Origin of the sequence: Parasphingomonas caseinilytica (assembly GCF_036663755.1) — a bacterium.
Taxonomy (GTDB): Bacteria; Pseudomonadota; Alphaproteobacteria; order Sphingomonadales; family Sphingomonadaceae; genus Sphingomonas.
Genome location: NZ_JAXOJL010000004.1, coordinates 91,270 through 118,241 on the forward strand (window position 1 = coordinate 91,270; position 26,972 = coordinate 118,241).

Here is a 26,972-nt window from a genome sequence, read left to right on the forward strand (position 1 = left end):
ACAAAAGGTTTTTTCCGGTTTGGTAGTTAGGCTGGCCGCTTTCGGGATAGAATGGCGCAAACCGGACGCTACCCTCCCAGCATTTCTGCCCGTTCGTCTTCTGTACAAAGCGCAATCGTTGCCAGCGTATGCTGCCCTTTGGCATGCGCGATGACGGCCAAGGCACTTCTGACGACGAGGTCGTCCTTCGCTTCTCCGAGGTCACGTAACGCCATTGGGAGGATAGCAGCCCAAGCCTGTTCGTAGTCCTTTTCGAGCTCGGAAGGAACCGACGGGCTGGCTTCAGCCAAGCGCCCTTCTTCAATCGACGCCACCAACGAGTAGGCGTTCCAATCGGGCTTCACCTGATCTTCCATCACCCGGACAATTTCTCCGACTGCCGCATATGACGCCGAATTGACGGTTCCTTGATGGTAAAGCTGATCCCATAGCTCCTGTAGGGCAGCTTCGACCTGACCGGCTCGCCAAGCTTCGATTGCGGGCCGCGGATCATACGGTTTGCCAAACGCGCTTAGCCAAGTGTCTTCGGGCATATTTCGCTCCAGCTAGGGATGTCTGCTTCTAGCCTCGGTAAGTACGCTGCGGAACGGCCGAGATTAGGCAAAAATGCGCCTTCAAATCAAAGCCAGCGCCGACAATTTCCCGATCAGCCCCGCCGGCATCGCCTCGTCCAGTTCCGCGCCTTCGGCCAGATCGGCGGGGGCGTCGGTGCCTTCCAGGTAGCGCCAGCCCTGATGCGCGCGTTTCGGGCGGCCGTGGACCAGCACGAGTTTGGGATCGAGCCGGATTGCGACGCGCCCGCCCTCGGCTTCGCCGAATCCCACGATGCGCGAACGCGCGACCAACTGATGCTTGAGGATCCAGTAAAGCGATCCCCCGCCGGCTTCTGGGTCCGCATCCGGCCCGGCGATTTCCGCGTGCCGCTTGGGCAGATAGCGCGTGGTCAGTTCGTAGGGTGGCAGGCCTTCCCGCGCGCGCCAGCGTTCGACGAAACTTTCCAAACTATCGACGCCGAACGCGACTTTGGTGAGATGCAGTGCAGTGTTCGAAGGCATTTCAAGCATTTGGGGAGCCGGGCGCTACCCGCCAAGGCCCCATAAGGTTGCCAGGCCGAGGAACGACAGGAACCCCATCACGTCGGTCATCATCGTGACGAACACGGCGGACGACACCGCCGGGTCCACGCCCGCCCGTTCCAGCGTCACCGGCACCAGCACGCCGGCCAGCCCGGCGATGAGGTTGTTGATCACCATCGCCATCGCGATGACGATCGCCAGATCGTGGTTGCCGAAGATGACCCATGTGCCGAGGCCGATCAGCACGCCGAGCATCGCGCCGTTCGACGCGGCGATGGTGAATTCGCGCGCGATCATCCGGCCGGTGTTCGAACTGGTCAGCTGGTTGGTGGCGAGCGCGCGGACGACCACGGCCAGCGTCTGCGTGCCGGCATTGCCACCCATGCCCGAGACGATCGGCATCAGCACCGCGAGTAAAGCGAAGCGCGCGATCTCGCCCTGAAACAGCCCGACGACGGACGCGGCGAGCATCGCCGTGCCGAGATTGACCACCAGCCAGGTGATGCGCGTGCGCACGGTGAGCGCGATCGGCTCGTTGATATCGCCTTCGCCCGCGCCCGACAGGCGCAGGATATCCTCGCCCGCTTCCTCGGAAATGATGTGCACGATGTCGTCGACCGTGATCATGCCGACCAGCCGCCCGCCCGGATCGACCACGGCGGCCGAGATCAAGGCATATTTCTGGAACCGCAGCGCCACCTCTTCCTGGTCCATATCGACCGGGATCAACGTCTGTTCGCGCTTCATGACATCGGCCATCGATACGGTGCGCGGCGTGCGCAATATCCACGATAGCTGGCAGGTGCCGACCGGCTTGTGCGCGGGATCGACTACGAAGATCTCCCAGAAATCGGTCGTCAATTCCTCGTGCCCGCGCAGATAATCGATCGCGTCGCCGACGCTCCAATGCTCGGGCACCGCGATCAGCTCGCGCTGCATCAGGCGGCCGGCGGATTCCTCGGGATAGCTCAGCGCCTCCTCGATCGCGGCACGATCGTCCGGGTCGAGCGCGCGCAACACCTCGCGCTGGTCCTCCGGCTCCATGTCCTCGATGATCGCGACGGCATCGTCGGTATCGAGTTCTGAGGCGATGTCCGCCACCTGCGTCGCGGAGAGCGAATCGATCAGGTCCTCGCGGACGTAATCGTTCATCTCGGCGAACACGTCGCCGTCGAGCAGGTCGGTCAGCGCCTTGGCGAGATCGGCGCGGCGTTCGTTCGGGGTGAGCTCGAACAGATCGGCGATGTCGGCCGGGTGCAGCGGCTCGACCAGCGCGCGCGCCGCCTCGGCATCGCCGTCCTCGACCCGCTCGAGCACCTTGCGCACGAATTCGGGCTTCAGCCGGTCGTCCTCATCGAGCTGGGTGGCGTCTTCGTCCGCCTCGGGGATCAGGTCGACTTCGCTCATCTTCGACCTCCAAATGCCTGTGATGCCCCGGCCCTAACCCAAGGGCCGGCGTTCGTCATCCCCGCCCGGACGCGCTCCGCACCCGCATTGCAACTGAAGTGACGCATCGCTACTTGCGCAGCATCCCAATCCCAGGAGCCCCAAATGGCCGAAACTTTCGAAACGCTGACCCTGACGCTCGACACCGGTGAGGTGAAGATCAAGCTTCGCCCCGATCTCGCGCCCGAACATGTCGCCCGCATCGGCGAACTCGCCAATGACGGTTTCTACGACGGCGTGGTGTTCCACCGCGTGATCGACGGCTTCATGGCGCAGGGCGGCGATCCGACCGGCACCGGCATGCACGGTTCCGAGAAGCCGAACCTGAAGGCCGAATTCTCCAAGGAGCCGCACGTTCGCGGCGTGGCCTCGATGGCGCGATCGCAGAGCCCGAATTCGGCCAACAGCCAGTTCTTCATCTGCCTCGACGATGCCCGCTTCCTAGACGGCCAGTACACGGTGTGGGGCGAAGTGACCGACGGCATGGATGCGGTCGACGCGCTGCCCAAGGGCGAACCGCCGCGCACGCCGGGCAAGATCGTCAAGGCGAGCGCCGCTTAAGCCTGTCTTCCAAAGACCCCTCCCCTGAACGGGAGGGGTCTGTAAAATCAAACCCCGGAATCCGCGACCGCCTCGATCAGCCAGTCGTGGAACAGCCGCACCGGTTTCTGCGTCAGCGCGCGCGGGCGGCAGACGAACCAATAGCTGTACGGGCTCTCCACCGCGATATCGAACAGGCGCACCAGCCGGTCGTCGCGCGCATCCTCGAAATGGCTTTCGTGCATGAAGGCGATGCCCAGCCCCTGCGCCGCCGCCTCCAGCATCAATTGCCCGGAATCGAAATGGTCGATCGCCAGCGGCTCCATGTCGCGCAGGCCCGCCGCGCGGCGCCAGGCGCTGAACGTATCGGGCATTTCGCGGTGGACCAGGGCGGTCAGCCCGGCGAGCTGGTCCGGCCGGGTGATCGGGTTCGGCCCCTCGATTAAAGTCTTCGATCCGATCACATAGACCGAATTGCGGTCGAGCCGCTTGGCATACAAGGTCGGGTCGATCTCTCGCGCCAGCGCGATCACCGCGTCCAGACCGTCGCCGAGCCGGGTCACGCCATGCGCGGCGGTATCGATATCGAGATGCAGTTCGGGATGCCGGAGGCGCAATTCGCCCAGTTTCGGGAACAATCGCTGCGACGCGAACAGCGGCAGGATGCCCAGCCGCAGCCGCAACACGTCCGCCCCGCTGGTCATCGTCTCGACCGCATCGGACAGGCTGTCGATCGCCGGCGCGATCTGCGCGAGCAGCCGTTCGCCGTCCATGTTGAGGACCACCGCCTGATGGCGCCGTTCGAACAGCGGCTTGCCGATGAAGCGCTCCAGCGCCTGCACCCGTCGGCTGAGCGCGGGTGGCGACAGCGCCAGTTCCTGCGCGGCGGCCTTGATCGACCCCAGGCGCGCGACCTGCACGAACGCCTCGATCGCGGTCAGCGGCGGTAATCTACGCATCGACCCTCCAATCTTCGAGAAGCTTCATGCTGCACTGCACACGGCACCATATCCTATACGGCGCGCATACCACCTAGGTACAATGTCGGGAATGCGTGCAAAAAATGCAACCGCCGTATTTCTTTTCGCACTTGCACAAAAACCGCTCGCAGCGCACAACGATCAGGCCTTTCAGGCATCCTCTCCTAAAACTTTTCAAGGCCGGCCTTTCGGGGCTGGCCCTTTTTTTGTCTTTTCAACGACTTGGGTTTCATGCCCGGCGTAAAGCGGCCCCCGCCTGCCGCCGCTCTTCTCGTATTCGCGGAACCCGCTTCCTATCTCGCACGCTGAATAATCGCATTCCGCGTTTGAGAGACAAGATGGCCGATAGCGAAACACCGATCCGTAAATTGCAGGTCGCCAATGCCCGCCCCGAAGATAGCGGGCGCGGGTTGGCGCATGTCCCGCGCTCGATGATGGCAGCACTCGGGCTGGCCGAGGGCGACGTGATCGAGATCGTCGGCAAATCCTCCACCCCGGCCCGCGCCGTCGCGCCGTACCCGGAGGACGAGGGGCTCGACCTGCTGCGCATCGACGGGTTGCAGCGCGCCAATGCCGGGGTCGGATCGGGCGATTTCATCGAGATCCGCAAGGTCGAATCCAAGCCGGCGACGCGTGTCGTGTTCGCGCCCGCGCAGCAGAATCTGCGCCTGCAGGGCTCGTCCCAGGCGCTCAAACGCACGTTTTTCGGCCGTCCGTTGACGCAGGGTGACGTGGTCGCCACCGCCGGGCAGCAGCGCGTCGACGACATGCCGCCGGGCGTGCAGCAATTCCTGCGCGCGCCGGCCTATGCGTTGCAGGAGATTCGCCTCGCCGTCATCTCCACCACCCCCAAGGGCGTGGTGCATGTCGACGAGACGACCGAGATCGAGCTGCGCCCCGAATATGAGGAACCGAAAGAGGCGCGTCGCGCCGACGTCACCTATGACGATATCGGCGGCATGGGTGGGACCATCGACCAATTGCGCGAGATGGTCGAACTGCCGTTGCGCTATCCCGAGCTGTTCCAGCGACTCGGCGTCGATCCGCCCAAGGGCGTGCTGCTCTACGGGCCGCCCGGCACCGGCAAGACGCGGCTGGCCCGCGCGGTCGCCAACGAATCCGCGGCCGAATTCTTCCTGATCAACGGCCCGGAGATCATGGGATCGGCCTATGGCGAATCCGAGCAGCGCCTGCGCCAGGTGTTCGAGGAAGCGCAAAAGGCGTCGCCGTCGATCGTGTTCATCGACGAGATCGACTCGATCGCACCGAAACGCGGCCAGGTGTCGGGCGAGGCGGAGAAGCGCCTCGTCGCGCAATTGCTGACGCTGATGGACGGGTTGGAATCGCGCGCCAACGTGGTGGTGATCGCGGCGACCAACCGGCCCGAGGCGATCGACGAGGCATTGCGCCGGCCCGGCCGGTTCGATCGCGAGATCGTCGTCGGCGTGCCGGACGAACGCGGACGGCGCGAAATCCTCGGCATCCACACGCGCGGCATGCCGCTGGGCGACAAGGTCGATCTGGATGAGCTGGCATCGACCACCTACGGGTTCGTCGGGGCCGATCTGGCCGCGCTCGCACGCGAGGCGGCGATCGAGGCCGTGCGCAAGATCATGCCGCGTCTGAACCTGTCCGAGGGCACGATTCCGCCCGAAGTGCTCGATGAACTGGCGGTCACGCGCGAGGACTTCCTCGATGCCCTGAAGCGCGTGCAGCCGAGCGCCATGCGCGAGGTGATGGTCGAGGCACCCAAGGTCCGCTGGGAGGATGTCGGCGGGCTGGATGCGGCGCAGAACCGCCTGAAGGAAGGCGTCGAACTGCCCCTGAAGGATCCCGATGCGTTCCGCCGCCTGGGCATCCGTCCGGCCAAGGGCTTCCTGCTCTATGGCCCGCCCGGCACCGGCAAGACATTGCTGGCGAAGGCGGTCGCGCGCGAGGCGCAGGCCAATTTCATCGCCACCAAATCGAGCGACCTGTTGAGCAAATGGTATGGCGAGAGCGAGCAGCAGATCGCCCGCCTGTTCAGCCGTGCGCGACAGGTGGCGCCGTGCGTGTTGTTCATCGACGAACTCGATTCGCTCGTGCCGACGCGCGGCAGCGGGATGGGCGAGCCGCAAGTGACCGAGCGCGTGGTCAACACGATCCTGGCCGAGATGGACGGGCTGGAGGAATTGCAATCGGTCGTCGTGATCGGCGCGACAAACCGGCCGAACCTGATCGATCCGGCGCTGCTGCGTCCCGGCCGGTTCGACGAACTGATCTATGTCGGTCTTCCCGATCAGTTCGGCCGCCAGCGCATCCTGAAGATCCAGACCGCCAAGATGCCGCTGGCCGGCGATGTCGATCTGGGTGTGCTGGCCGGGCGCACCGATCGCTTCACCGGTGCGGATCTGGAGGATCTGGTGCGCCGCGCCGGTCTCGTCGCATTGCGCTCCTCGCTCGACATTCGCGAGGTCACGATGGCGCATTTCGAGGAAGCGCTGACCGATTCCCGCGCCTCCGTGACGCCCGACATGGAACGCGATTATCAGCAGATCGCCGCGCAACTGAAACAGGATGCGTCGGCATTGCAGCCGATCGGTTTCATCTCGCCAGGGCAGTTGAAGCCGCACGGGTCGAAGGGCGTGGATTGAGGAAGACGCGTCCAGATCGCGGAGCATAGCTCTTTTCCGACATTCACGCTTCCCCGGCGCAGGCCGGGGCCCAGTCGGGGAACAGACGTGATCGGGCGCTGCGCGTCGTTACGTCCACCTTCGCGACTGGGCCCCGGCCTGCGCCGGGGAAGCACACAAGACTAAGGGTTTACGATGGTTTCGGCGCAAGTCCCGGGTTGCCAGCCAATGGCAAATCTCTTCTAGCCCGCCCCATGAACCGCAAGCTCAACCCCGGCATCGCTTTTGCCATCGCCGCCTATGCGATCTGGGGTCTGCTGCCCCTCTTCCTCAAGCTGCTCAAGCCGCTTCCAGCGCCAGATATCCTCGCGCATCGCATCCTGTGGTCGCTCGTTTTGCTCGTCATCCTCGCCGCGATCTTTCGGCACGGACCGGCGCTCTGGCGGATCGCGACCACGCCGCGCCTGATGCTCACGCTCACGGCGTCCGCTTCGCTGATCGGGATCAACTGGCTGTGCTACATCTTCGCGGTGAATGGCGGCCATGTTGCTCAGGCTAGCCTGGGATATTTCATCAACCCGCTGGTCAACGTGCTGCTCGGCACGCTGGTGCTGCGCGAACGGCTGGGCCGGATCGAGGGGCTGGCCGTGGCGCTGGCCGCGTGCGGCGTCGCGTTCCTCGCCTGGGAACAGGGCGGCGTGCCGATCATCCCGCTGACGCTCGCTTTCTCGTTCGGTATCTATGGCCTGATCCGCAAGCTGACGCCGGTCGATGCGCTCGACGGGCTGCTGATCGAAACCGCGATCCTCACCCCGCCGTCGCTATTGTGGCTGGCGCTGGCCGGAACCTCGCTCGCGCATGGGCCGAGTTTTGCACTGCTGCCTGCCGCCGGAATCCTCACCGCGATTCCGCTGATGCTGTTCGCCGCCGCGGCCAAGCGCGTGCGCTACAGCGATCTCGGCCTGCTGCAATATCTGGCACCCACGCTGCAGCTCATCCTCGCCGTCGCGGTGTTCGGGGAGGTGCTGAGCACGGCGCAATGGGCGGCGTTCGGGCTGATCTGGCTGTCGCTGGCGATCTATCTGACCGGCGCGACGCTGGCGGCGCGGCGTGAGGCCGTCGTGTCTCCAGATTGACTTACAACCGTTCGTCCTGAGCTTGTCGAAGGGCGTGTTCCATAAGCGAACGAGAGTTCGGGGCATGTGCTTCGACAGGCTCAGCACGAACGGTGATACTGGGAATCGGGCCTAAACCGTCCTGAGCGATTTCCAGCCGTAGAAGAAGACCACCACCAAAGCCGCCGCCGCCGTCAGATACGGCAGCGAATGCTGCGCCTCGTACAGCCCGACGCCGATCGAGGGACCGAGGACGAAGCTGGCGCCGTTGACCGACGTCACCTTGCCCGCCACCGACCCTTGCGCCTCCGGCCCGACCGCCAGCGACGATCCGGCAGTGAAGCCCGGCCGGGTGAAGCCGAACCCGGCCGAGGCCAGCGCATAGGCGATGGCGATGCTGTACAACGACGTCGCGATGCCGGTGAGCGCACAGCCCGCCGCCGCCAGCACCAGCCCGACCAGCACCAGCCGCTTCGGGTCGAGCTTCAGGATCGGGATCAGCCCCCATTGCACCAGCAAGGCGGAGCCTGCGCCCATCATCAGCACCAGCCCGGTCGGCTGTAGCGCCTCGACCGGCGCGACATGCAGCCGGTCGATCACCAGAAAGCCGATCGCCTGCCCGGTCATCGCCTGCGCATGGCCCATGATCAGCCCCATGATCATCCAGCTGCGAACGCGCGGATCGGTATAGCCGACCGGTTCGCTCACCTCGTGCGTCGCCGCCGTCACGCTCGCGCCCGACGATTGGCCGCCGACAGAGGGATAGGCGATCGCCGCACCGTGCGTGCCGGGTTGCGGGACGAGATCGTTCGGCAACATCCGGTGTACGGCAAAGAAGATGCACGCGCCGAACGCGGCGGCGAAGAAGGCCGGCCCGGCCAGCCCGATCTCGACACCGCCGATATGGCCCAAGGTCAGGTACGGCGCGATCGCCGGCCCCAGGATCGTGCCCAGTCCGAAGGCCGAACCGAGCAGGGTCAGCGCCCGCGTGCGTTCCTCGCGCGTCGTTCGCCCGGCAACCAAGGCCTGCACCGCCGGCGGCGCGGCCGACCCGAACGAGCCATATAGCAGACGCCCGGCGATGAAGGCGACGAAGGCCGTCACGCCGCCGATCCAGCCGTTGATCCCGGCGGCCAGCGCCAGTCCGCACAGCAGGAGCGAGCTGGTGAACCCGCCAAGGCCGAGCAGGATCATCGCGCGACGCCCGTGCCGGTCCGATCGGTTCGCCCAGAACGGTGCCGACAGGACCCATAGCAGGGCCGAGACCGAAAACGCCGCCGCCACCGCGCTGTCCGGCACTTTCAGCGAGCGCCCCAATGCCGGCAGCACCGATTGCAATGCGGTATTGCCCGCCGCGATCGTCAGCATCACGACGAACAGCAGGATGAAATCGCGCTCGATCTTCGCGCCGGTTTTCGTGGGCACCTTCATGCGCGGATCCAGCCGTAATTGCGCTCGACCCGAGTCACGATCACCTCGTAGCTGTCGTACCAGCGCGCGCGGCCCTGTTCGCGGATCGCGGTGTGTTGGGCATTGTCACGCCACGCGATCGCCGCGGCGTCGTCCGCCCAGTAGCTGATCGTGATGCCCAAACCGTCAGCCCCCCGCGTCGAGACGATGCCGCGATAGCCCGGCTGGGTTGCCGCCAGCTGCCCCATCGCCTCCGCCGCCTCGCCATATCCCGTGTCGTCCGCGATCGTACGGCACGACAGGAAGATGACCGCGATCTGCCCCGTCCGATCGTCCTGCATAACCTTCGCTTAGACGTTTCGGCCCTGTTCGCAACACCGTGGAAACCATGAGGGTGAGACACACGTGCAACCCGAGTGCTTGAATGTTCGTTACAAGTTTGCGACGGATGCCCGCAGCATGTCGTCAAGACCGCCGGAATCGTTACCAGAACAAGGATCGCCTGTGCCCGTTTCTACCGCTGCCGCACGGCGCCAACGCCGACAGCTTCGACAGGCAGCCGGCGTCTCCTCGCCCTGGAGCATGTTCCTGAAGGGCTTCTTCAAACACCCGGTGATGGTCGGCGCGCTGGTTCCGTCTTCGCAGACCCTGGTCAACCGGATGCTCAAGCGCTGCGACTGGGCCAATACCAAGGTCTTCGTCGAATACGGCCCCGGCGTCGGCACCTTCTGCCGTACGATTCTCGACAATCTGCCCGCCGACGCGACCTATATCGCGATCGACACCAATGAGGATTTCGTCCGCTACCTGCGCCATGAAATCGTCGATCCGCGCTTTTCGGTCGTATTGGGTTCGGCCGCGGACGTCATCCGGATCGTCGCGGATCACGGCCATGAGAAGGCCGATTACGTGCTGTCCGGGCTGCCTTTCTCGACCCTGCCGGCCGGTGTCGGCGATGCGATCGGCCTGGCGACGGGGGAGGTGCTACGGACAGGCGGCGCATTCCTGGTCTATCAATATTCGCCCAAATGCCGCGACTTCATCGAACCCTATCTGCCCAAGATCGATCATGAGATGGAATGGTGGAACGTGCCGCCAGCGCAGCTTTATTGGGGCTGGAAGGAATGAACCGGCCCATCCGGTGATGCGCAAGCCTTGGACTAACCCGTTCAACGCCCTACCTGGATCGTAATGCCAGACACCGCCGTCACCGCCAGAATCGCCGACGGCGTCGCCGCGATCCCCGCTGCCGACTGGGATGCCTGTGCGGGCGCGGACAATCCGTTTCTCAGCCACGCTTTCCTGTCGATCCTCGAACAATCCGGCAGCGCCACCGCGCGTACCGGGTGGCAGCCGATTCCGATCGTCATCGACGGACCCGACGGCCATCCCGCCGCCATCGCTCCGGCTTATGCCAAGAGCCACAGCCAGGGCGAATATGTCTTCGATCACGGCTGGGCCGAGGCGTGGGAGCGGGCCGGCGGGCGCTATTATCCGAAGCTTCAGGTCTGCGCGCCGTTCACACCCGTGCCCGGCTCGCGCCTGCTGTTGAAGGACGAGGCTTATGCCGCGCCGCTGATCGCCGCGATCGAAGCCGTCACCGATCAGCACGCTCTATCCTCCGCCCACGCCACCTTCATCGCGCCGGAACAGGTCCCGATGTTCGAAGCGGCCAACTGGCTCATCCGCACCGGCACCCAATTCCACTGGCGCAACGACGGATATGCGAATTTCGACGATTTCCTCGGCGCGCTCGCCAGCCGCAAGCGCAAGGCGATCCGCAAGGAGCGCGCGGCGGCGGTCGAGGGGCTGACGATCCGCCACCTCACCGGCGAGGCGATCACCGAAGCGGATTGGGACGCCTTCTGGATCTTCTATCAGGACACCGGCAGCCGCAAATGGGGCCGGCCTTATCTCACCCGCGAATTCTTCACGCTGCTGGGACAGGAAATGGCCGACCGGGTGCTGCTGATTTTCGCGGAGCGCGACGGCGTGCCGATCGCCGGCGCGCTCAACCTGATCGGCGCGGATACGCTGTACGGCCGCTATTGGGGCTGTCGCGAAGACGTGCCGTTCCTGCATTTCGAGTTGTGTTATTATCAGGCGATCGACGCCGCGATCGCGCGCGGGCTGACGACGGTGGAAGCCGGAGCGCAGGGCGAACACAAGCTCGCGCGCGGCTATGCGCCGGTCACGACCTGGTCGGCGCACTACATTCCGGATCCGAACTTCCGTCGCGCGATTGCCGATTTTATCGCACGCGAACGGGAATCGGTCGAAGCGGATCAGGAGTATCTCGGCGAACTAACGCCGTTCAGAAAGGCGAGCGCCAGATGATCTTGGGGTGAATCTCGGCATCGCTGACGAACACACCGGGGCGCGAGTGATCGACCTTGAACAGCACGCTGGTGCCGTCGCGCCACACCTCGACCAGCCCCTGATTGTATTTCGCGTCGTACGCCGGCGGCTCGATCAACCAAACATAATCATAGGCCTTGCGCGGGAAGCGCGCGAGCGCGCGGTTGATCGGGCGCCACCATTCGCGCGGGCATTGGATGCTGGTGACGATCTGCGACGGATCGTGCGAGAATTTGCCCGCCAGCGTATATTTCGTGGTTAGCAACTGCGCGCCGGCCATCGACCATTGGTCGTTCGAATAGGCCAGCTTGCGCTCCAGCGCGAGCGCGGGAAAATGCTCGAGCCGGGTCATGAACCAGCGGTTGCCGCATTCCTGCCCGACGAACGTCACCAGCCGCGCGCCGACCGGCACATGTTCCAGCGCCTTCAATTCGCGATCGTACGTTCGGTCGAACATCCAGTAGCTGACCGTCGCCGCGCCCATCCGCACCAGGAAGAACGCGCAGCCCAGCATCGCCAGCGTCGATGCGCCGCGCATCGACAGTCCGGCACGTGGGCGAAGCGCGATCACCGCGATCGCGATCATGAACGGCGCGAGGCGCATATCGGCATAGGCCGATCCGAACACGATGCGCGGCAGAAGGATGAACACGGCGAGCAGGAACAGAGCCGAGAGGCCGAGATTGCGCGAATATTCGATGTTCGGGTCGCGGAAGCCCTTGAACAGGATCAGGTACAGGCACGCGGTCGAGGCGATGTCGAAGGTCTGCCAGCGGTCGGCCAGCACCTTGGTGAGCCAGCTGATCTTGGCCTGCCAGTTGAACCAGTCGCCGGTCTGCCCCGTCACGTGATCGCCCGAGCGCCACAGGATCATCATCACCATCGGGATGGCGAGCGGCAGGCAGTTTAGGCCGGCCTTGAACCACGCCTCGATCCAATGGCCGCGCTTCACACGTTGCCAAAGGGTGCCGGGCACGCGCCGCCCGGTCATCGCATCGTGCTGACGCACCATTTCCGCCGAGAAGGCGAGCACGCCGAGCACGCCCCAGCCGAACGTGTGGCAGATCCACAAAGCGACGGAGAGCGGCAGGAAGATCGCCGCACGCAATTTCAGATGCCCGAGCCGCGCGAGCCTGAGCCACAACGCAAATGCGTTCAGCGCGATGCCCATCGCCAGCGCGAAATTGACGAAGCCGAACTGGAACGGGAAACTGTAGGCCAGCGGCAGGGCGAACAAGGCGGTCGGCGGAATGCGGCCATGCACTTCGCGCGCGATCCACAGCAAGCCGAGCACGGTCAGCGCCGGAATGCAGATCACGATCAGCTTGACCGCCAGTTCCAGCCCGAACACCGGTGCCAGCGGCACGATCAACAGATCGATGCCGAGATTGCCGATCATCGACCATTGGAAATCATACCAGTCGGCCAGCCACGGCACCGTGTTCATGTCGAGCTGCACGCGGTAGCGGCCCATATGGCCGGGCAGGTCGACCAATGGCGGAATATCGGGTTTCAGCAACGGAATGATGGCGACGAACACCATCAACGCCACGAACCACCGCGTCTGCCACCAGTGGAGCTTGTCTTCCCCGCCCTGCTCGAACTTGCCCTGCATCGAACGGCCTTACAGCGTCGGGGGCCGCCCGAACAAGCGCGGTTGCACCTCAAACAGCGTCAAACCGTCATCCGGACCCTCGATTGGTCGCATCCAGGCCGGTGCATGGCCGGCGCGGACCCGTGCCATCAGGCTGCGCGGATCGGCCGCGCCGAGTTCGCCGAAGCTGTCCGGGCACAAGGCGACATAGCGGATGTGCCAGCCCTTCGCGATCTCCTGTGCGGCGGCGGGCGTGCCGAGGAAGAAGCGATAGACCGCGCCGTTGCCGGCATTGTTTCGGTGGTAAGGCGCGCCGACGACACTCAATTTAGTCGCGCCGATCGCATAGGCACCGAGATCGAGCGGAGCGAGCAACCGGCCCTGCGGCAAGCGGGCAAGCCGCGCCAGAGCCTCGGTCGAGGTGCACGATCCGCCACCGGTGGCGCGCCGGTCATCGCCTTGCGGGACCGGGACGAACGCGTTGGCGGCGATCGGATAGAGCATTCCCGCCGATCCGATCCATGCCGCCGCCAGCGCGGGCGTACCGCGTCGCCGTGCCACCGCGATCACAGCGGCCAGCGCGGGCGCAGCCAGGATCGCGCCGGCATAGGCGCCGCGCAATTGCAGACAGGTCAGCAACAACGCGCCGACCTGAAAGGCGAGCAACGTCGCCCACAGGCCGTTATGCGTACGATAGAGCCGCCACAGGCTGGCGACGATCCCGGCGACCATCAGGCCGGCATAGCCGACCGCCGTCGCGGTGGGCGCAGCGAACAGCGACTGCGCCTCGCCGACATGCGCCAGCCACAAGCGCGCCAGCATCGGATCGACATGGCCGTAGGGCGACAGGCAGATCGGCGCGGCATGCCAGACGCCATAAGCGGTCACCGCGCCCGCAAGTCCGGCCAGCGCGATCCGCACGTCGCGTCGCTGACTGGCATAGCCGGCGATCGCCAGCACGATCGGGGCGAAGGCAGCGAATTGCGCCACGCGCCAGGTGATCGCGGTGAAGCCGTCGCATGCGGGATACAGGAACTGATCGGTCCGGAGCGCGGTGTTGGCGGCGAGCAGACCGGCGGCGAGCGCGATGCCGAAGCCCATTAGCGTGTCGTCCGTATCGGCCCCGATCCACCCGATCACGACCACGCCGCCGGCGACCGCAATCAACGGCAAGGTTTCCAGGCCAATCGCGATGCTGGCGGCGGCGGCGAACCCGGCGAACAGCCCGCGCGCCATGCCATGCCGCACGGTCAACGCATGAACCATGACGAGCAGCAGCACGACCTGAAAACCGTGATGGTCGATCCGTCCGGGCAGGAAGATCGTCGAGGAGGGATAGGCGATGGCCGCGACGATCAAAGCGGTGCGCGCGATCTCCGGCCCGCCGAGCGTGCGCGCGATCCGGGCGATCAGGAACAGAGCGGTGGCGAGCAGCATGGCCGGCCAGGCGATCACGGCGGCGATTTCCGCACCGTGCCGACCGATCATCGGCACGAGCGCGGCGATGATCGCGCCCGGCACCAGATCGGGCAGGCGCGACCAGTGCATCGCGAGACCGGGATCCGCGCCGAGCCGGTGCTGCGACAGATCGCTGAACCGCTGCCCGGCGAGCCAGTCGCGGATCTGCTGCAGGCGCATCACATCGTCGGTATCGGGCAGGCGCAGCGCGGACAGATCATGCCAGTCGCGCCAGCTCCACGCGACGGCGAGCAACAGCGCGAGCACGAATGCCGCCACTGCATCCCCCCGCCAATCGCGCTTTGCTGCCGTCAAATCCATGCGAGGGGTTTAGCGCGGAACGGTTAATCCACCGTTCTTCGGGCAAGTGGAGTGCCGTAATTGTAAGGAATAAATTTGCCCGGTGGCGACCGAAGAGGTGTCCATCTTCCTACGCACCGACTTATTTCAAGCAGATACGGGCTCATATATTCTCCGCCACGTTGGACTTGATCCGGGGTCCAACGTGCCGCAGGCGAATACTTCCCGATAGACCTCATCGAAAGCCGCGTGATGGACCCCGGATCCAGTCCGGGGTGACGGTGGTGTATTTGGCGTTTGGAAGGAGAAGCTACTACCGATCACGCCGCCCGAGCAGCCGCAGACGCAGCGCCTGCAACTTGATGAAGCCCGCCGCGTCGCGCTGGTCGTAAGCACCCTGATCGTCCTCGAACGTCACGACCTTTTCCGAATAGAGCGAGAAAGGCGATTTGCGCCCGGTGACGATCACCGATCCCTTGTACAGCTTCAGCCGCACCGTGCCGGTCACCTTCTCCTGGCTGTGGTCGATCGCCGCCTGCAGCATTTCGCGCTCGGGCGAGAACCAGAAGCCGTTATAGATCAGTTCGGCATAACGCGGCGCGAGTTCGTCCTTCAGATGCGCCGCGCCACGATCCAGCGTGAGCTGTTCGATCCCGCGATGCGCGAGGTGATAGATCGTGCCGCCCGGCGTTTCGTACATGCCGCGCGACTTCATGCCGACGAAGCGGTTCTCGACCAGATCGAGCCGGCCAATGCCGTGGCGACGGCCCATCTCGTTCAGCGTTTCGAGCAAGGTCGCGGGCGACATGCCGACGCCGTTGACGGCCACGCCGTCGCCGCGTTCGAAATCGATCGTGATGACTTCCGGCTCGTTCGGCGCGTCCTCCGGGTTCACGGTGCGCGAGTAAACGTAATCCGGGACTTCATCCCACGGATCCTCCAGCACTTTCCCTTCCGACGAGGTGTGCAGCATGTTCGCGTCGGTCGAGAACGGGGCCTCGCCGCGCTTGTCCTTGCTGACCGGGATCTGGTGCTGTTCGGCGAATTCGATCAGCCTGGTGCGGCTGGTGAGATCCCATTCGCGCCACGGTGCGATCACCTTGATGTCGGGTGCCAGCGCGTAATAGCCGAGTTCGAAGCGCACCTGATCGTTGCCTTTGCCGGTCGCGCCGTGGCTGACCGCGTCGGCGTTCAGCATCTTGGCGATCTCGATCTGGCGCTTGGCGATCAGCGGCCGGGCGATCGACGTGCCGAGCAGATACAGCCCCTCATACAATGCGTTCGAGCGCATCATCGGGAAGACGTAATCCTTCACGAATTCCTCGCGCAGATCGTCGATGAAGATGTGTTCGGGCTTCACCCCGGCCATCTCCGCCTTTTTGCGCGCCGGCTCCAGTTCCTCGCCCTGGCCGAGATCGGCGGTGAACGTCACGACCTCGCACTTGTAGGTCTGTTGCAGCCATTTCAGGATCACGCTGGTATCGAGACCGCCCGAATAGGCGAGGACGACGCGATTGATCTGATCGGACATGGGAGAAGCTCCGGCGGACATTAGGGTCGCGGGCGGGTATCAGCCGTGTCGTTGGAGGGCAAGCATTGCGCGCAGAGTCCTCCCCTTCCGCTTCCCCGGCGGAGGCTGGGGCCCAGTCGCGAAGGTCGAGGTTACGTCACGCAGCACCAGCCAGCTTCTGTTTCCCGACTGGGCCCCGGCCTTCGCCGGGGAACAATTCAAAACGGAGACCCCCTCACTGCCGCACCCTGAGCGTCACGCCGATCGTGCGCGGGTCACTGGGGGTGCCGACGATCAGGCCGGAATTGCCCGCCTGGATCGTCACGTTCTGGAGGTAGTCTTTGTCGAACAGGTTGCGTGCGAACACCGCGAGTTCGAGGCCCTTGCCGAAGCGGACCCCAACACTGCCGTTGACGATCGTATAGCCGCCGATCACCGTGAAGGCCGAACCGGTCGGATCGCCGAACTGCTTCGTGCGCCTGTTGGCATCGGCGTGCAGGAACACAGCCGTTCTATCGGTGATCGGATGCGTGTAATCGCCGCCCATCGTCAGCGACCATTTCGGCAAGCTCGGCAGCGCCTTGCCGCTCAGATTGCACACCGTCGTGCTATTGCCGATTAGTTCGATCGGGCACGGCCCCTGCGGATAGCTGACATATTTGCCATCGGCATAGGCGACCGATCCGCGCAACTGGAAATCGCGGGTGATGTTGGCGGTCGCATCCGCCTCGAACCCCTTCACCGTCACTTTGGGGATGTTGGCGAGGTATGTGCGTAGCGCCACCGTCGCCGCCGTATCGGTGACGTTGGCCTGGAAATCGGTGACGCGCGTGTAATAGCCGTCGATGTTGAAGGTCAGGCGGCGGTCGAACGCCTGCGTCTTCAGGCCGATTTCATAGGCGGTGTTGCGTTCCGGGCGGACGACGGCGGTGCTCAGCACCGGCTGGTTGGCGGTATCGAGCGGCAGGCCGGACATGTTGATCCCACCCGATTTGGCGCCGCGCGCGAAGCTGGCATAGCCGAGCACATTCGGCGCGAACTGGTAGGAGATGTTCGCGCGACCGGTGACGTCGTCGTCCTTGACGCTCGCGCGATAGCTTTGCCCGCGCAGGATCGACAACTGGCTGGTGCGCTGTGCCGCGGTGACCGTGGCGGGGCCGCCGAAGGTGAAGGTGTCGTACGCGCCCTTCTTGTCTTCGTGCGTGTAGCGCAGGCCGCCGGTCAGCGTCAGGCCGCCCACCGGTTTCCAATTCACCTCGCCGAACGCGGCATAGCTGTTCGACTGGAAATCGGTGCGACCATCGGTGCCATAGCCGTCGAGCAGATTGGCGGGCAAAGCGGCGGACGGCCCGCCGAGCAGCCAGTAGGTCGCGGCCGGGCCGTAGATCGAGATCGGCCGGCCGATGATCCGCTGGCGGAAGACATACAGCCCGCCGACATAGTTGAACGCGCCGTCCGTGTTCGAGGCGAGGCGCAGTTCCTGACTGTACTGGTCCTGGCGGGAGGGGATGTGCTGTTCGAGCTGGATCGGCAGGCCGGTATAGTCGCGATCGTTGGCGGCATCCCAGTTCCAGAAACGCCACGCGGTGATCGAGGTGAGCGTCGCCGCGCCCAGCTTCCAGTCGGCGATGCCGGAGACGCCGCCTTCATTGGTGTCTACGCCGAGCTTCGCGTCGATATCGGTCACGCGGTCATAGGGGTTGACGCTCGGCGGCGTATAGGCCCCGCCCGGCGCGTTGGCGGCGAGATAGGCATATTGCCGGGTCAGCGTGCGCAGCGTCGCCGGCCGTTCGACCGCGCGGACATAGACTTGGGTGCAGCATTCGCTCTGGAAATTGGTGAAGTCCGCGCTCAGGCGGAACTGGAAATCCTCGGACGGGCGGAACAGCAATTGCCCGCGCACCGCCTGGTTGCCGATCGCGTTCTGCTTCGCACCGGTGCGCACGTTGCGGATCACCCCATCGCGCCGCGTGGTGACGCCGGAGAGGCGGAAGGCGAGCGTATCGGTGATCGGGCCCGAGCCGGACGCCCTGGCCTGCACGAAATCGTAGCTACCGACCGAAATCTCCTCGCTCGCCTCGGGCGTGAAGGTGGGCGCGCGCGTGGTGATGTTGATCGCACCGGCCGTGCTGTTCTTGCCGAACAGCGTGCCCTGCGGCCCGCGCAGCACCTCGACCCGCTCGATATCGGTGAAGTCGAACGCGGCGGTGGCGGGGCGGGCGTGATAGACCTGATCGACGTAGAAGCCGACGCCCGGTTCCAGCCCGTCATTGGCCTGGCTGACCGCGACGACGCTGCTGCCGAGGCCTCGAATGGTAAAGGCCGTGTTGCGCGGATTGGCCGAACTGTAGTTCAGCGCCGGCACCAACTGCGCCAGCTGCTGCGTGTTGACGGTGTAGGACCGGTCGATCAGCGCGCCGCCGACCACCGAGAGCGAGGCGGGCACGGTCTGCGCATTCTCGTTGCGGCGGCGTGCTGTGACGATCACGTCGCCGTCGAGATCGTCGGGTTGGATCGTCGTCGGCGCATCTGTCCGGGCCTGCGCGAAGGCCGGAACCGCACCGAACAGCCCCGCCGATAGGAGAAGAATTACCTTCAACCGCATTGTATTTCCCTGATTTGACCGGCACCCGCTTGGTCGCGAGTCGCCGTATCTCGCCATATACAGTGATCGATGCGGCACAAGTCCACTCTAAAGCGACGCTTCTCCGACGGAGCGGTGGAGCGACAACGCCTCCCGCGCGCCGGATCGATCGGAAAAGCTGGCATTCGCGCGCGCGAACCGCCACTTAAGTAGCAATGCCTCCCCCACAGCCTTCGATCATCCGCGTCATCGACCTCGAAACCACCGGACAGGCGCCGCCGGCGCACGGCGTGTGCGAGATCGGCTGGCAGGATGTCGCGCTCGGTGCCGACGGGCGTTGGGAATTGCACGGCGAAGGCGGGCAGCGGTTCGTCAATCCCGGCCGGCCGATCCCGCCGATCACGCAGGCCGTGCATCATATCCTCGACGAACAGGTCGCCGATGCACCGTTCTGGCAGGATGTCGCGCGCCCGGTGCTCGATCCCTATCCGCGCCGCATCGCGCTCGCCGCGCACCGCGCCTCGTTCGAGGAGCAATATTGCACGCCCGCTTTGACGCGCGGCGCGGACTGGATCTGCACCTGGAAATGCGCGCTGAGGCTGTGGCCGGATTCGCCGAGCTTCTCCAATCAGGTGCTGCGGTACTGGCGCAAACCGCACGGGATCGAGCATGAACGCGGTCTGCCCGCGCACCGCGCCTTTCCGGACGCCTATGTCACCGCGTTCCACCTGCGCGACATGTTGAATGAGGCGAGCGTGGCGCAGCTAATCGCCTGGTCGAACGCGCCGGGCCTGTTGCCGCGCGTGCGCTTCGGGTTGGATCGCGGCAAGACATGGCAAGAGATCGACGACGACAGCCTCGCCAAATTCCTCGGCGATCGCGATATCGACGTGCGCTTCACCGCCGAAACGGAAATGGCGCGGCGACGCGGCGGCGGGCTGGTCGGGCGGCCGACTTTGCAAGGCTCGCTATTGTGGGACGATTGATCTCGCTCAAGCCGCCGATACTGGCGTTGTTCGTGACGGCTGCGTAAGGGAAGCGCGATGGCGCGTCCGTTTCTCCAAAGATTAGGTGTACGGGAGGGGCTGGCGCGGCGCTTCCTGATCGGCTGCATGGCGATCGGCTTTGCCGCTTTGATCGTCGCGGTCGCCGCCGCCGCCTGGTCCACGGCGCGCACCACCGATCATGGCCGCTGGGTCGCGCATACCTATGAGGTCGAGCTGGCAGTGACTCGCGTCGCCAACGTGATCGAACAATCGGAAACGGTGCGGCGCGGCTATCTGCTGTCCGGGCAGCAAATCTATCTCGACAGCTATCGCGATGTCGCGGCGAAGCTGGATCCGGCCCTGTACGCTGTTGAGAAACTGACGATCGACAATCCCCGCCAGCGCGCCAATTCCGCGCAACTGCGCGACATGGTCCGCGCCATCGTTGCGCACCGCGACGAGACGATTGCCCTCGTTCAGTCCGGGCGGCGACCCGCGGCAATCGAATCGTTCGTTGGAGAGACGAGCGCGGCCCGCATGAAGGGTATCCGCGAAACGCTGGCCGAGATGGGCGCGGAAGAACGTCGCCTGCTCACGATCCGCGACCGCGACCTGCAGAACAGCGTCAAGGTGTTCTACATCATCCTCGGCATTGCGGGGCTGCTGCTGCTGTTCGTCGCCTTCGCCTCGCTGGCGACCGTGGTGCGCTACACCCGCGAACTGGGCGATTCGCGCGACACGCTGCGCGATTTCGCGGATTCGCTGGAAGAACTGGTCGCCGAACGTACGGCCGATCTCAGTCGGGCGAACGAGGAAATCCAGCGCTTCGCCTATATCGTCAGCCACGATCTGCGCAGTCCCCTGGTCAACGTGATGGGCTTCACCGCCGAACTCGATACCGCCACCGTCGCGATCACCGACCTGATCGATCGCGCCGAGCAGACCGCGCCGGAGATCGTCAGCGAAGATGCACGGCTGGCGGCGCGGGAGGATCTGCCAGAGGCGATCCGTTTCATCCGCACCTCGACGCAGAAGATGGACCGGTTGATCAACGCGATCCTGAAACTGTCGCGCGAGGGCCGCCGCGTGATTGCGCCCGAACCGATCGACATGGCCGCGTTGGTCGGCACGATCGATGGCTCGCTGAAGCACCTGACCGAAGATCGCGGCGCGACGATCGCGATCGACGGCGACCTACCCGGCATCGTTACCGATCGTCTGGCGATCGAGCAGATATTTTCCAACCTGATCGAGAATGCGGTGAAGTATCTGCAGCCGGGGCGGCCCGGCCGTATTCTGGTGCGCGGACAACAGACCGGATCGCGCATCGCCTATGAGATCGAGGACAATGGCCGCGGGATCGCCGCGACCGATCATCAGCGCGTGTTCGACCTGTTCCGCCGCTCCGGCCATCAGGATCAGCCCGGCGAAGGGATCGGCCTCGCGCATGTCCGCGCGCTGGCCTATCGCCTCGGCGGCGTGATCGACGTACGCTCGGAACTGGGCCAGGGTGCCACATTCCGGCTGACGCTGCCGGCGGCCTTGACCGAGGCGGAATTCAAAAGATCTGGGGACACGACATGAACGACCATCGCTCCGTCAGCATCGTGATGATCGAGGACGATGAGGGCCATGCGCGCCTGATCGAAAAGAACATCCGCCGTGCCGGGATCATGAACGAGATCACGCATTTCACCGATGGCACCAGCGCGCTCAACTATCTCTTCAACGACAAGAACGGCCCGGCGCTGAACGGCCCGGCACTGGTGCTGCTCGATCTCAACCTGCCCGACATGAGCGGCACGGACATTCTCGCCAAGATCAAGAGCGAGCCGGCGCTGAAGCGCACCCCCGTCGTGGTGCTGACCACGACCGACGACAAGGTCGAGATCCAGCGCTGCTACGATCTGGGCTGCAACGTCTACATCACCAAACCGGTGAATTACGAGAGCTTCGCCCAGGCGATCCGCCAATTGGGCCTGTTCCTGTCGGTGATTCAGGTGCCGGATATCGAGGGTCAGTGACGAATCCCACCGTCCTGTACATCGATGACGACGAGGGCCTGCGCCGGCTGGCGGCAAAGGCGCTCGCGCGGCGCGGGTATCAGGTGACGATGGCGGGCGGCGGTGCGGAGGGAGTGGCGCTCGCCCGCGGGACGGCGTTCGATGTGATCGCGGTCGACCATTACATGCCCGAGATGAACGGGCTGGAGACGTTGCAGCAGCTCCGCACGCTGCCGGTGACGCCGCCGGTCGTCTACGTCACCGGATCGGAAGAGGGCAGCATCGCCATCGCTGCGCTGAAAGCCGGCGCGTCGGATTACGTCATCAAGACGGTCGGCGACGATTTCTTCGATCTGCTTGCCAGCGCGTTCAAGCAGGTGCTGGCGCGGTCGCTGCTCGAACAGGCCAAGAAGGCGGCGGAGGAGGAATTGCGCGCCACCAATGCGCGGCTCGAGGCGCTGTTGAGCGAGGTCAACCACCGCGTCGCCAATTCGCTGCAGATGGTGTCGGCGATGGTCGGCATGCAGGCGGGCGTGCTCAGCGACGGCGAGGCGCGCGATGCGCTGGCCGACACGCAACGCCGCATCGCGGCGATCGCGCAGGTCCATCGCCGGCTCTACACCTCGAACGATGTCGAGAGTGTGGACATGCGGGAATATCTCGCCGCCCTGGTCGGCGAATTGAGCGAGACCTGGTCGACGCCCGATGCACCGCGCACCCTGTCGCTCGCCGCCGAACCGATCCGCCTGACCACCGACCGCGCGGTTTCGCTGGGCGTGATCGTCACCGAACTGGTCAGCAATGCGTGCAAATACGCCTATCCCGCGCGTGGCGGCGAGGTGCGCGTGGCCCTCACCAGCGAGGGCGAGGGGCGGTTTGTTCTGGCCGTAGAGGATGACGGCATCGGCATGGACCTGAGCGCGAAGCCGCGCGGCACCGGTCTTGGCACGAAACTGATCCGCGCGATGGCGATGAGTCTGCAGTCGATCGTGGAATATGACACCGACCGCACCGGCGTGCGGGCGGTGTTGCGGGCAGCGGTTTAGGGCGCTTCCCTTGCAACCGTCACCCCGGACTTGATCCGGGTTCAACGTGCCGCACGCGACGCCTTTCAAGATCGAGCGCTTCGAAAGCCGCGAGTTGGACCCCGGATCAAGTCCGGGGTGACGGGTTGGTTTAAGAGGTTGCCCTCAAAATACCAGAAACCCGATCCGTCGCGCGGCCTCCAGGCTCACGCCGAACACGATATGCGCGCTCAGCCCGTACAGATGCGTTGCAAACGGTGTCTTCCACGCCGGCGGCCCGAGCCGCAGCGTCGGCACCACGAGATAATCCAAAACGATCGCCACCACGATGCCGAACGCCGCACCGAACAGGATCGCGACGTCCGGTTTCCACGCTGCGACCACCACATAGACGACGCCCAGCGCCAGACCCGTCGCATAATGGACCAGCCGCCCGGCGGCGGCGCGACGGGATTTCGGCACGCGGTGACCGGTGAACGATGCGTCGATCTTGTCTGCCGTCTTTTCGGTCGAGGCCTCGCCCCCGCCAGTCTGGCCGAACGGCCTGGCGGCGAGCAATTGATACGCCTCCATGATCGCGGATGCGATCAATCCACAGGCCGCCCCGAGCAAGACCAACACCGGCAGATCAGGCATGCACGTCTCCCGAGTTCATCAGGATCGTCAACGCCTTAGCGCCCGGATTCGTTCAACCGGGCTTGCGGAACTTGTAGACGAACTGGTCGGTATGGCCGCGGATCGCGGGGTCGAACACGTTCAGCTTGTGGTCGTCCGCTGGATTGCGCAGCGCGGCGCTCTCGCCGACGAACTTGAAGCCGGCCTTGATCACCTGCGCCTTGACCACCGAAGGCTCGATGCGATGCGTGGTCGACGTGCCGGTCAGGCCCGTTCCGGGCGCGCCGGCATGATCGATCACAATATACGTGCCACCGGGCTTTAGCATCTTGAAGATGCCGGCATCGACCGCCGCGATCGCCGCCTCGCCGCCGACATTGTTGACGTCGTGATAGTTCTGGACGGTCCACACCAGATCGACCGGCGTGGACACGGCGATCGGCCCTTCCTGCACATCGACCTTGACGTTGGCGAGGCCACGCGCCGTCATCGCCGGGGCGGCCTTGTCGGCATATTTCTTCGTACCCGATGGCCAGAGCGAGATCACCTGCCCCTTCGGCCCAACCACGCCCGAGAAGATCCGCGTCCAATATCCGGCACCGGGGAAGAAATCGACCACCGTGTCGCCCGGCCCGACGCCGGCAAAGGCCAGCACCTCGGCCGCCTTGCGCCGCGCATCGTCTCCCGCCTGATCGGCGCGCGCGGGGCTGGCGAGACCGGCGGCGATCGCCTTCTGGCTTTCGGACGCCGAATGCGTCTTCGCACCCGCTACCGTCGCGACCGCGACGAGAGAAACGATCGTTACCTTGGCCCAAGCTTGCATCGTCTCTCTCCTGTTCAATTATTGTTATTGCGTATCAGACGTCCAGATTGGCGACGCTCAGTGCGTTTTCCTGAATGAATTCGCGGCGCGGCTCGACCACGTCGCCCATCAGGCGGGTAAAGATCTCGTCCGCGACATCGGCCTGTTCGACCTCGACGCGCAGCAGCGAGCGGTTCTGCGGATCGAGCGTGGTTTCCCACAATTGCTCCGCGTTCATCTCGCCCAGCCCCTTGTAGCGCGAAATGGCCAGCCCCTTGCGGCCGGCGAGCAGGATCGCATCGAACAACTGGCTCGGCCGCGCGACCATCGTCTGGCCCTTGCCGACGGGCGCGGGCGGCGCATCGTCGTCCGCATCGGCCACCGCTTCCTCGGCTTCGGCCTGCGCGGCGGCGGCCTTGGTCGAGACGAGCTTGGCGGTCTGCGCGAAGCTGTCCGCCTGTTCCATCGCCAGCGCATGCAGCTTGCGCGCCTCGGCCGAGACGAGGAACGCCGCCTCGATGATGTGGTGATCGGTCACGCCGCGCCAGGCGCGTTCGAAGTGGATCGAGCCGTCCTCGGTCAGACTGGCGGTCCAGCGCGCCTCGGGATCGGCGGCCATCAGGCCTTGCGTGACTTCGGTGACATGCGCCAGCCGGTCGGCGCGCGCGGCGTTCGGATCGAGCGCCCCGCCCATCGCCAGTGCCTCGACCATCGTCGGGTCGTAGCGACGCGGCACGTAGCGCATCAGCGTCCGCATGCGCCGGGCATGATCGACCAGCGAGCGCAGATCGGCACCCGATCGCGGGCCGCCCGCGCCTTCCAGCACGGTCGCGGCGACGCCGTTCTCGATCAGATAATCGTCGAGCGCGTTGTCGTCCTTCAGGTAGACCTCGCTACGGCCGCGCGTCGCTTTGTAGAGCGGCGGCTGGGCGATGTAGAGATAGCCGCCGGTGATGATCTCCGGCATCTGGCGATAGAAGAAGGTCAGCAGCAACGTGCGGATGTGCGCGCCATCCACGTCTGCGTCGGTCATGATGACGATCTTGTGGTAGCGCAGTTTCTCGATCTTGAAGTCGTCGCGGCCGATGCCGGTGCCCATCGCCTGGATGAGCGTGCCGATTTCGCGTGACGACAACATGCGATCGAAGCGCGCGCGCTCCACGTTCAGGATCTTGCCGCGCAGGGGCAGAATCGCCTGGAAATGCCGGTCGCGGCCCTGCTTGGCGGACCCGCCTGCGGAATCACCCTCGACCAGGAACAGTTCGGACTTGGCCGGATCGCGCTCCTGGCAATCGGCAAGCTTGCCGGGCAGCGACGCGATATCCATCACGCCCTTGCGCCGCGTCAGCTCGCGCGCCTTCTTGGCGGCCTCGCGCGCGGCGGCGGCATCGATAATCTTGGCGACGATCGCCTTGCCGTGCGCCGGATTCTCTTCCAGCCACTCCGCCAATTTGTCGGCCATCAGGCTTTCGAGCGGCTGGCGCACCTCGGAGGAGACGAGCTTGTCCTTGGTCTGCGACGAGAATTTCGGATCGGGCAGCTTGACCGAGACGATTGCGGTCAGCCCCTCACGCATATCGTCGCCGGTGAGCGTCACCTTCTCCTTCTTCAGGAGACCGGATTTCTCGGCGTAATTGTTCAGCGTGCGCGTCATCGCCGCGCGGAACGCGGCCATGTGCGTGCCGCCGTCGCGCTGCGGGATGTTGTTGGTGAAGGCGAGGACGTTCTCGTAATAGCTGTCGTTCCATTCCAGCGCGACATCGATCGTCACGTCGTCGCGCGTGCCCGAAATCGCCACCGGTTCCGGCATCAGCGGCACCTTGTTGCGATCCAGATACTTCACGAACGCGGCGATCCCGCCCTCGTAATAGAGTTCGGTCGTCCGCAATTCCTCGTGCCGCGCATCGTTCAGGAACAGGCGCACGCCGGAATTGAGGAAGGCGAGTTCGCGGTAGCGATGCTCGAGCTTGTCGAAATCGAATTCGGTGATCTTGAACGTGGCGGGCGACGGGAAGAACGTGACGCGCGTGCCCTTCTGCCCCGTAGCGGCGGGGCCGACGATCTTGAGCGGCGCGACCGCATCGCCGAATGCGAAGCGCATGTAATGTTCCTGGCCCTCGCGCCAGATCGTCAGATCGAGCCATTCGGACAGCGCGTTGACCACCGACACGCCCACGCCATGCAGACCGCCCGACACCTTGTAGGCATTGTCGTCGGACGTGTTCTCGAACTTACCGCCGGCATGCAGCTGCGTCATGATGACTTCGGCTGCCGAAACACCTTCCTCGGTGTGGATGCCGGTCGGGATACCGCGTCCGTTATCGGTGACGGAAACTGATCCGTCGGCGTTCAGCGTGATGTCGATCCGGTCGCAATGCCCAGCCAAGGCCTCGTCGATCGCGTTGTCGGACACTTCGAACACCATGTGGTGCAGGCCCGAACCATCGTCGGTATCGCCGATATACATGCCGGGGCGTTTGCGCACCGCATCCAGGCCCTTCAGGACCTTGATCGAATCTGCGCCATAGTCGTTGGTGTTGGGGTCTTCAGCCATGCCC

The 26,972-nt window shown here is 64.9% G+C and carries 22 protein-coding genes; 9 read left to right on the forward strand and 13 right to left on the reverse strand.

The window, feature by feature from the left end; genetic code table 11:
- Nucleotides 1–68 precede the first annotated feature (68 nt).
- The 3 genes from U1738_RS10380 to mgtE form a co-directional block, all read right to left on the reverse strand.
- Nucleotides 69–533, reverse strand: coding sequence for a hypothetical protein (locus U1738_RS10380; RefSeq protein ID WP_332788982.1), 465 nt, complete (start codon nucleotides 531–533; stop codon nucleotides 69–71).
- Nucleotides 534–614: 81 nt separating this feature from the next.
- Entirely contained in the window at nucleotides 615–1,055 is a 441-nt protein-coding gene (locus U1738_RS10385) for a DUF1489 family protein (protein ID WP_332788983.1), read from the reverse strand.
- 24 nt (nucleotides 1,056–1,079) lie between these two features.
- The gene (mgtE, locus tag U1738_RS10390; protein WP_332788984.1) at nucleotides 1,080–2,483 is read right to left on the reverse strand and encodes a magnesium transporter; all 1,404 of its coding nucleotides are present in this window, start codon (nucleotides 2,481–2,483) and stop codon (nucleotides 1,080–1,082) included.
- Nucleotides 2,484–2,627: 144 nt separating this feature from the next.
- Here mgtE and U1738_RS10395 point away from each other — a divergent pair, with 144 nt between their 5' ends.
- Entirely contained in the window at nucleotides 2,628–3,083 is a 456-nt protein-coding gene (locus U1738_RS10395; protein ID WP_332788985.1) for a peptidylprolyl isomerase, read from the forward strand.
- 47 nt (nucleotides 3,084–3,130) lie between these two features.
- Here the strand turns inward: U1738_RS10395 and U1738_RS10400 are convergent, their stop codons facing one another.
- Entirely contained in the window at nucleotides 3,131–4,021 is an 891-nt protein-coding gene (locus tag U1738_RS10400) for a LysR substrate-binding domain-containing protein (protein WP_332788986.1), read from the reverse strand.
- Nucleotides 4,022–4,380: 359 nt separating this feature from the next.
- Here U1738_RS10400 and U1738_RS10405 point away from each other — a divergent pair, with 359 nt between their 5' ends.
- Together U1738_RS10405 and rarD are read left to right on the forward strand one after the other, a co-directional pair.
- Nucleotides 4,381–6,675 (forward strand): CDC48 family AAA ATPase, encoded by a 2,295-nt coding sequence (locus U1738_RS10405; protein ID WP_332788987.1) that lies wholly within the window; start codon nucleotides 4,381–4,383, stop codon nucleotides 6,673–6,675.
- A gap of 233 nt (nucleotides 6,676–6,908) precedes the next feature.
- A complete protein-coding gene (rarD, locus tag U1738_RS10410; RefSeq protein WP_332788988.1) occupies nucleotides 6,909–7,790 on the forward strand; it encodes an EamA family transporter RarD in 882 nt (293 codons plus the stop codon).
- Nucleotides 7,791–7,901: 111 nt separating this feature from the next.
- On the opposite strand, the gene U1738_RS10415 is transcribed toward rarD, so the two are convergent.
- Together U1738_RS10415 and U1738_RS10420 are read right to left on the reverse strand one after the other, a co-directional pair.
- Nucleotides 7,902–9,200, reverse strand: a complete 1,299-nt coding sequence (locus U1738_RS10415) for an MFS transporter (protein ID WP_332788989.1) — start codon at nucleotides 9,198–9,200, stop codon at nucleotides 7,902–7,904.
- Nucleotides 9,197–9,520, reverse strand: a complete 324-nt coding sequence (locus tag U1738_RS10420; protein ID WP_332788990.1) for an antibiotic biosynthesis monooxygenase — start codon at nucleotides 9,518–9,520, stop codon at nucleotides 9,197–9,199. The genes U1738_RS10415 and U1738_RS10420 overlap by 4 nt, the downstream gene beginning before the upstream one ends.
- 163 nt (nucleotides 9,521–9,683) lie before the next feature.
- Between U1738_RS10420 and U1738_RS10425 the strand changes: the two genes are divergently transcribed.
- Nucleotides 9,684–10,307 carry a class I SAM-dependent methyltransferase gene (locus U1738_RS10425; RefSeq protein ID WP_332788991.1) on the forward strand — a complete coding sequence of 208 codons (624 nt, stop codon included), beginning with the start codon at nucleotides 9,684–9,686 and terminating at the stop codon, nucleotides 10,305–10,307.
- 63 nt (nucleotides 10,308–10,370) lie between these two features.
- Nucleotides 10,371–11,516, forward strand: coding sequence for a GNAT family N-acetyltransferase (locus tag U1738_RS10430; protein ID WP_332788992.1), 1,146 nt, complete (start codon nucleotides 10,371–10,373; stop codon nucleotides 11,514–11,516).
- Here U1738_RS10430 and U1738_RS10435 read toward each other — a convergent pair.
- The 4 genes from U1738_RS10435 to U1738_RS10450 form a co-directional block, all read right to left on the reverse strand.
- A complete protein-coding gene (locus U1738_RS10435) occupies nucleotides 11,494–13,152 on the reverse strand; it encodes a hypothetical protein (RefSeq protein ID WP_332788993.1) in 1,659 nt (552 codons plus the stop codon). The genes U1738_RS10430 and U1738_RS10435 overlap by 23 nt on opposite strands.
- A gap of 9 nt (nucleotides 13,153–13,161) precedes the next feature.
- A complete protein-coding gene (locus U1738_RS10440) occupies nucleotides 13,162–14,868 on the reverse strand; it encodes a hypothetical protein (protein WP_332788994.1) in 1,707 nt (568 codons plus the stop codon).
- A 334-nt stretch (nucleotides 14,869–15,202) separates the two neighbouring features.
- Nucleotides 15,203–16,420, reverse strand: coding sequence for an argininosuccinate synthase (locus U1738_RS10445; RefSeq protein ID WP_332788995.1), 1,218 nt, complete (start codon nucleotides 16,418–16,420; stop codon nucleotides 15,203–15,205).
- A gap of 214 nt (nucleotides 16,421–16,634) precedes the next feature.
- On the reverse strand, nucleotides 16,635–19,004 hold the full coding sequence (locus U1738_RS10450) for a TonB-dependent receptor (protein ID WP_332788996.1): 2,370 nt from the start codon (nucleotides 19,002–19,004) through the stop codon (nucleotides 16,635–16,637).
- Nucleotides 19,005–19,198: 194 nt separating this feature from the next.
- On the opposite strand from U1738_RS10450, the gene U1738_RS10455 reads away from it, so the two are divergent.
- The 4 genes from U1738_RS10455 to U1738_RS10470 are packed head-to-tail and all read left to right on the forward strand — an operon-like array spanning nucleotide 19,199 to nucleotide 23,018.
- Nucleotides 19,199–19,969, forward strand: coding sequence for an exonuclease domain-containing protein (locus tag U1738_RS10455; RefSeq protein ID WP_332788997.1), 771 nt, complete (start codon nucleotides 19,199–19,201; stop codon nucleotides 19,967–19,969).
- 57 nt (nucleotides 19,970–20,026) lie between these two features.
- Complete coding sequence (locus U1738_RS10460) at nucleotides 20,027–21,553, forward strand: sensor histidine kinase (protein ID WP_332788998.1); 1,527 nt, start codon at nucleotides 20,027–20,029, stop codon at nucleotides 21,551–21,553.
- A complete protein-coding gene (locus tag U1738_RS10465; protein ID WP_332788999.1) occupies nucleotides 21,550–21,993 on the forward strand; it encodes a response regulator in 444 nt (147 codons plus the stop codon). The genes U1738_RS10460 and U1738_RS10465 overlap by 4 nt, the downstream gene beginning before the upstream one ends.
- Entirely contained in the window at nucleotides 21,990–23,018 is a 1,029-nt protein-coding gene (locus tag U1738_RS10470; RefSeq protein WP_332789000.1) for a sensor histidine kinase, read from the forward strand. Before U1738_RS10465 ends, U1738_RS10470 begins: the two co-directional genes overlap by 4 nt.
- A 144-nt stretch (nucleotides 23,019–23,162) precedes the next feature.
- Here U1738_RS10470 and U1738_RS10475 read toward each other — a convergent pair whose 3' ends face one another.
- Genes U1738_RS10475 through gyrB form a run of 3 tightly spaced genes read right to left on the reverse strand, consistent with a single transcriptional unit; the run spans nucleotide 23,163 to nucleotide 26,968 of the window.
- Nucleotides 23,163–23,633, reverse strand: a complete 471-nt coding sequence (locus U1738_RS10475) for a DUF1440 domain-containing protein (protein WP_332789001.1) — start codon at nucleotides 23,631–23,633, stop codon at nucleotides 23,163–23,165.
- 52 nt (nucleotides 23,634–23,685) lie between these two features.
- On the reverse strand, nucleotides 23,686–24,435 hold the full coding sequence (locus tag U1738_RS10480) for a class I SAM-dependent methyltransferase (protein WP_332789002.1): 750 nt from the start codon (nucleotides 24,433–24,435) through the stop codon (nucleotides 23,686–23,688).
- 34 nt (nucleotides 24,436–24,469) lie between these two features.
- Nucleotides 24,470–26,968 carry a DNA topoisomerase (ATP-hydrolyzing) subunit B gene (gene gyrB, locus U1738_RS10485; RefSeq protein ID WP_332789003.1) on the reverse strand — a complete coding sequence of 833 codons (2,499 nt, stop codon included), beginning with the start codon at nucleotides 26,966–26,968 and terminating at the stop codon, nucleotides 24,470–24,472.
- Nucleotides 26,969–26,972 lie beyond the last annotated feature (4 nt).

What these genes read in the sequence shown, in the direction of transcription:
- U1738_RS10460 (WP_332788998.1), top strand. Translation starts at nt 20,027, where the DNA reads ATGGCGCGTCCGTTTCTCCAAAGATTAGGTGTACGGGAGGGGCTGGCG.
- gyrB (WP_332789003.1), bottom strand. Translation starts at nt 26,968, where the DNA reads ATGGCTGAAGACCCCAACACCAACGACTATGGCGCAGATTCGATCAAG.
- U1738_RS10435 (WP_332788993.1), bottom strand. Translation starts at nt 13,152, where the DNA reads ATGCAGGGCAAGTTCGAGCAGGGCGGGGAAGACAAGCTCCACTGGTGG.
- U1738_RS10430 (WP_332788992.1), top strand. Translation starts at nt 10,371, where the DNA reads ATGCCAGACACCGCCGTCACCGCCAGAATCGCCGACGGCGTCGCCGCG.
- U1738_RS10395 (WP_332788985.1), top strand. Translation starts at nt 2,628, where the DNA reads ATGGCCGAAACTTTCGAAACGCTGACCCTGACGCTCGACACCGGTGAG.
- U1738_RS10385 (WP_332788983.1), bottom strand. Translation starts at nt 1,055, where the DNA reads ATGCCTTCGAACACTGCACTGCATCTCACCAAAGTCGCGTTCGGCGTC.
- mgtE (WP_332788984.1), bottom strand. Translation starts at nt 2,483, where the DNA reads ATGAGCGAAGTCGACCTGATCCCCGAGGCGGACGAAGACGCCACCCAG.
- U1738_RS10475 (WP_332789001.1), bottom strand. Translation starts at nt 23,633, where the DNA reads ATGCCTGATCTGCCGGTGTTGGTCTTGCTCGGGGCGGCCTGTGGATTG.
- U1738_RS10400 (WP_332788986.1), bottom strand. Translation starts at nt 4,021, where the DNA reads ATGCGTAGATTACCGCCGCTGACCGCGATCGAGGCGTTCGTGCAGGTC.
- U1738_RS10465 (WP_332788999.1), top strand. Translation starts at nt 21,550, where the DNA reads ATGAACGACCATCGCTCCGTCAGCATCGTGATGATCGAGGACGATGAG.
- U1738_RS10480 (WP_332789002.1), bottom strand. Translation starts at nt 24,435, where the DNA reads ATGCAAGCTTGGGCCAAGGTAACGATCGTTTCTCTCGTCGCGGTCGCG.
- rarD (WP_332788988.1), top strand. Translation starts at nt 6,909, where the DNA reads ATGAACCGCAAGCTCAACCCCGGCATCGCTTTTGCCATCGCCGCCTAT.
- U1738_RS10455 (WP_332788997.1), top strand. Translation starts at nt 19,199, where the DNA reads ATGCCTCCCCCACAGCCTTCGATCATCCGCGTCATCGACCTCGAAACC.
- U1738_RS10450 (WP_332788996.1), bottom strand. Translation starts at nt 19,004, where the DNA reads ATGCGGTTGAAGGTAATTCTTCTCCTATCGGCGGGGCTGTTCGGTGCG.
- U1738_RS10420 (WP_332788990.1), bottom strand. Translation starts at nt 9,520, where the DNA reads ATGCAGGACGATCGGACGGGGCAGATCGCGGTCATCTTCCTGTCGTGC.
- U1738_RS10415 (WP_332788989.1), bottom strand. Translation starts at nt 9,200, where the DNA reads ATGAAGGTGCCCACGAAAACCGGCGCGAAGATCGAGCGCGATTTCATC.
- U1738_RS10405 (WP_332788987.1), top strand. Translation starts at nt 4,381, where the DNA reads ATGGCCGATAGCGAAACACCGATCCGTAAATTGCAGGTCGCCAATGCC.
- U1738_RS10445 (WP_332788995.1), bottom strand. Translation starts at nt 16,420, where the DNA reads ATGTCCGATCAGATCAATCGCGTCGTCCTCGCCTATTCGGGCGGTCTC.
- U1738_RS10380 (WP_332788982.1), bottom strand. Translation starts at nt 533, where the DNA reads ATGCCCGAAGACACTTGGCTAAGCGCGTTTGGCAAACCGTATGATCCG.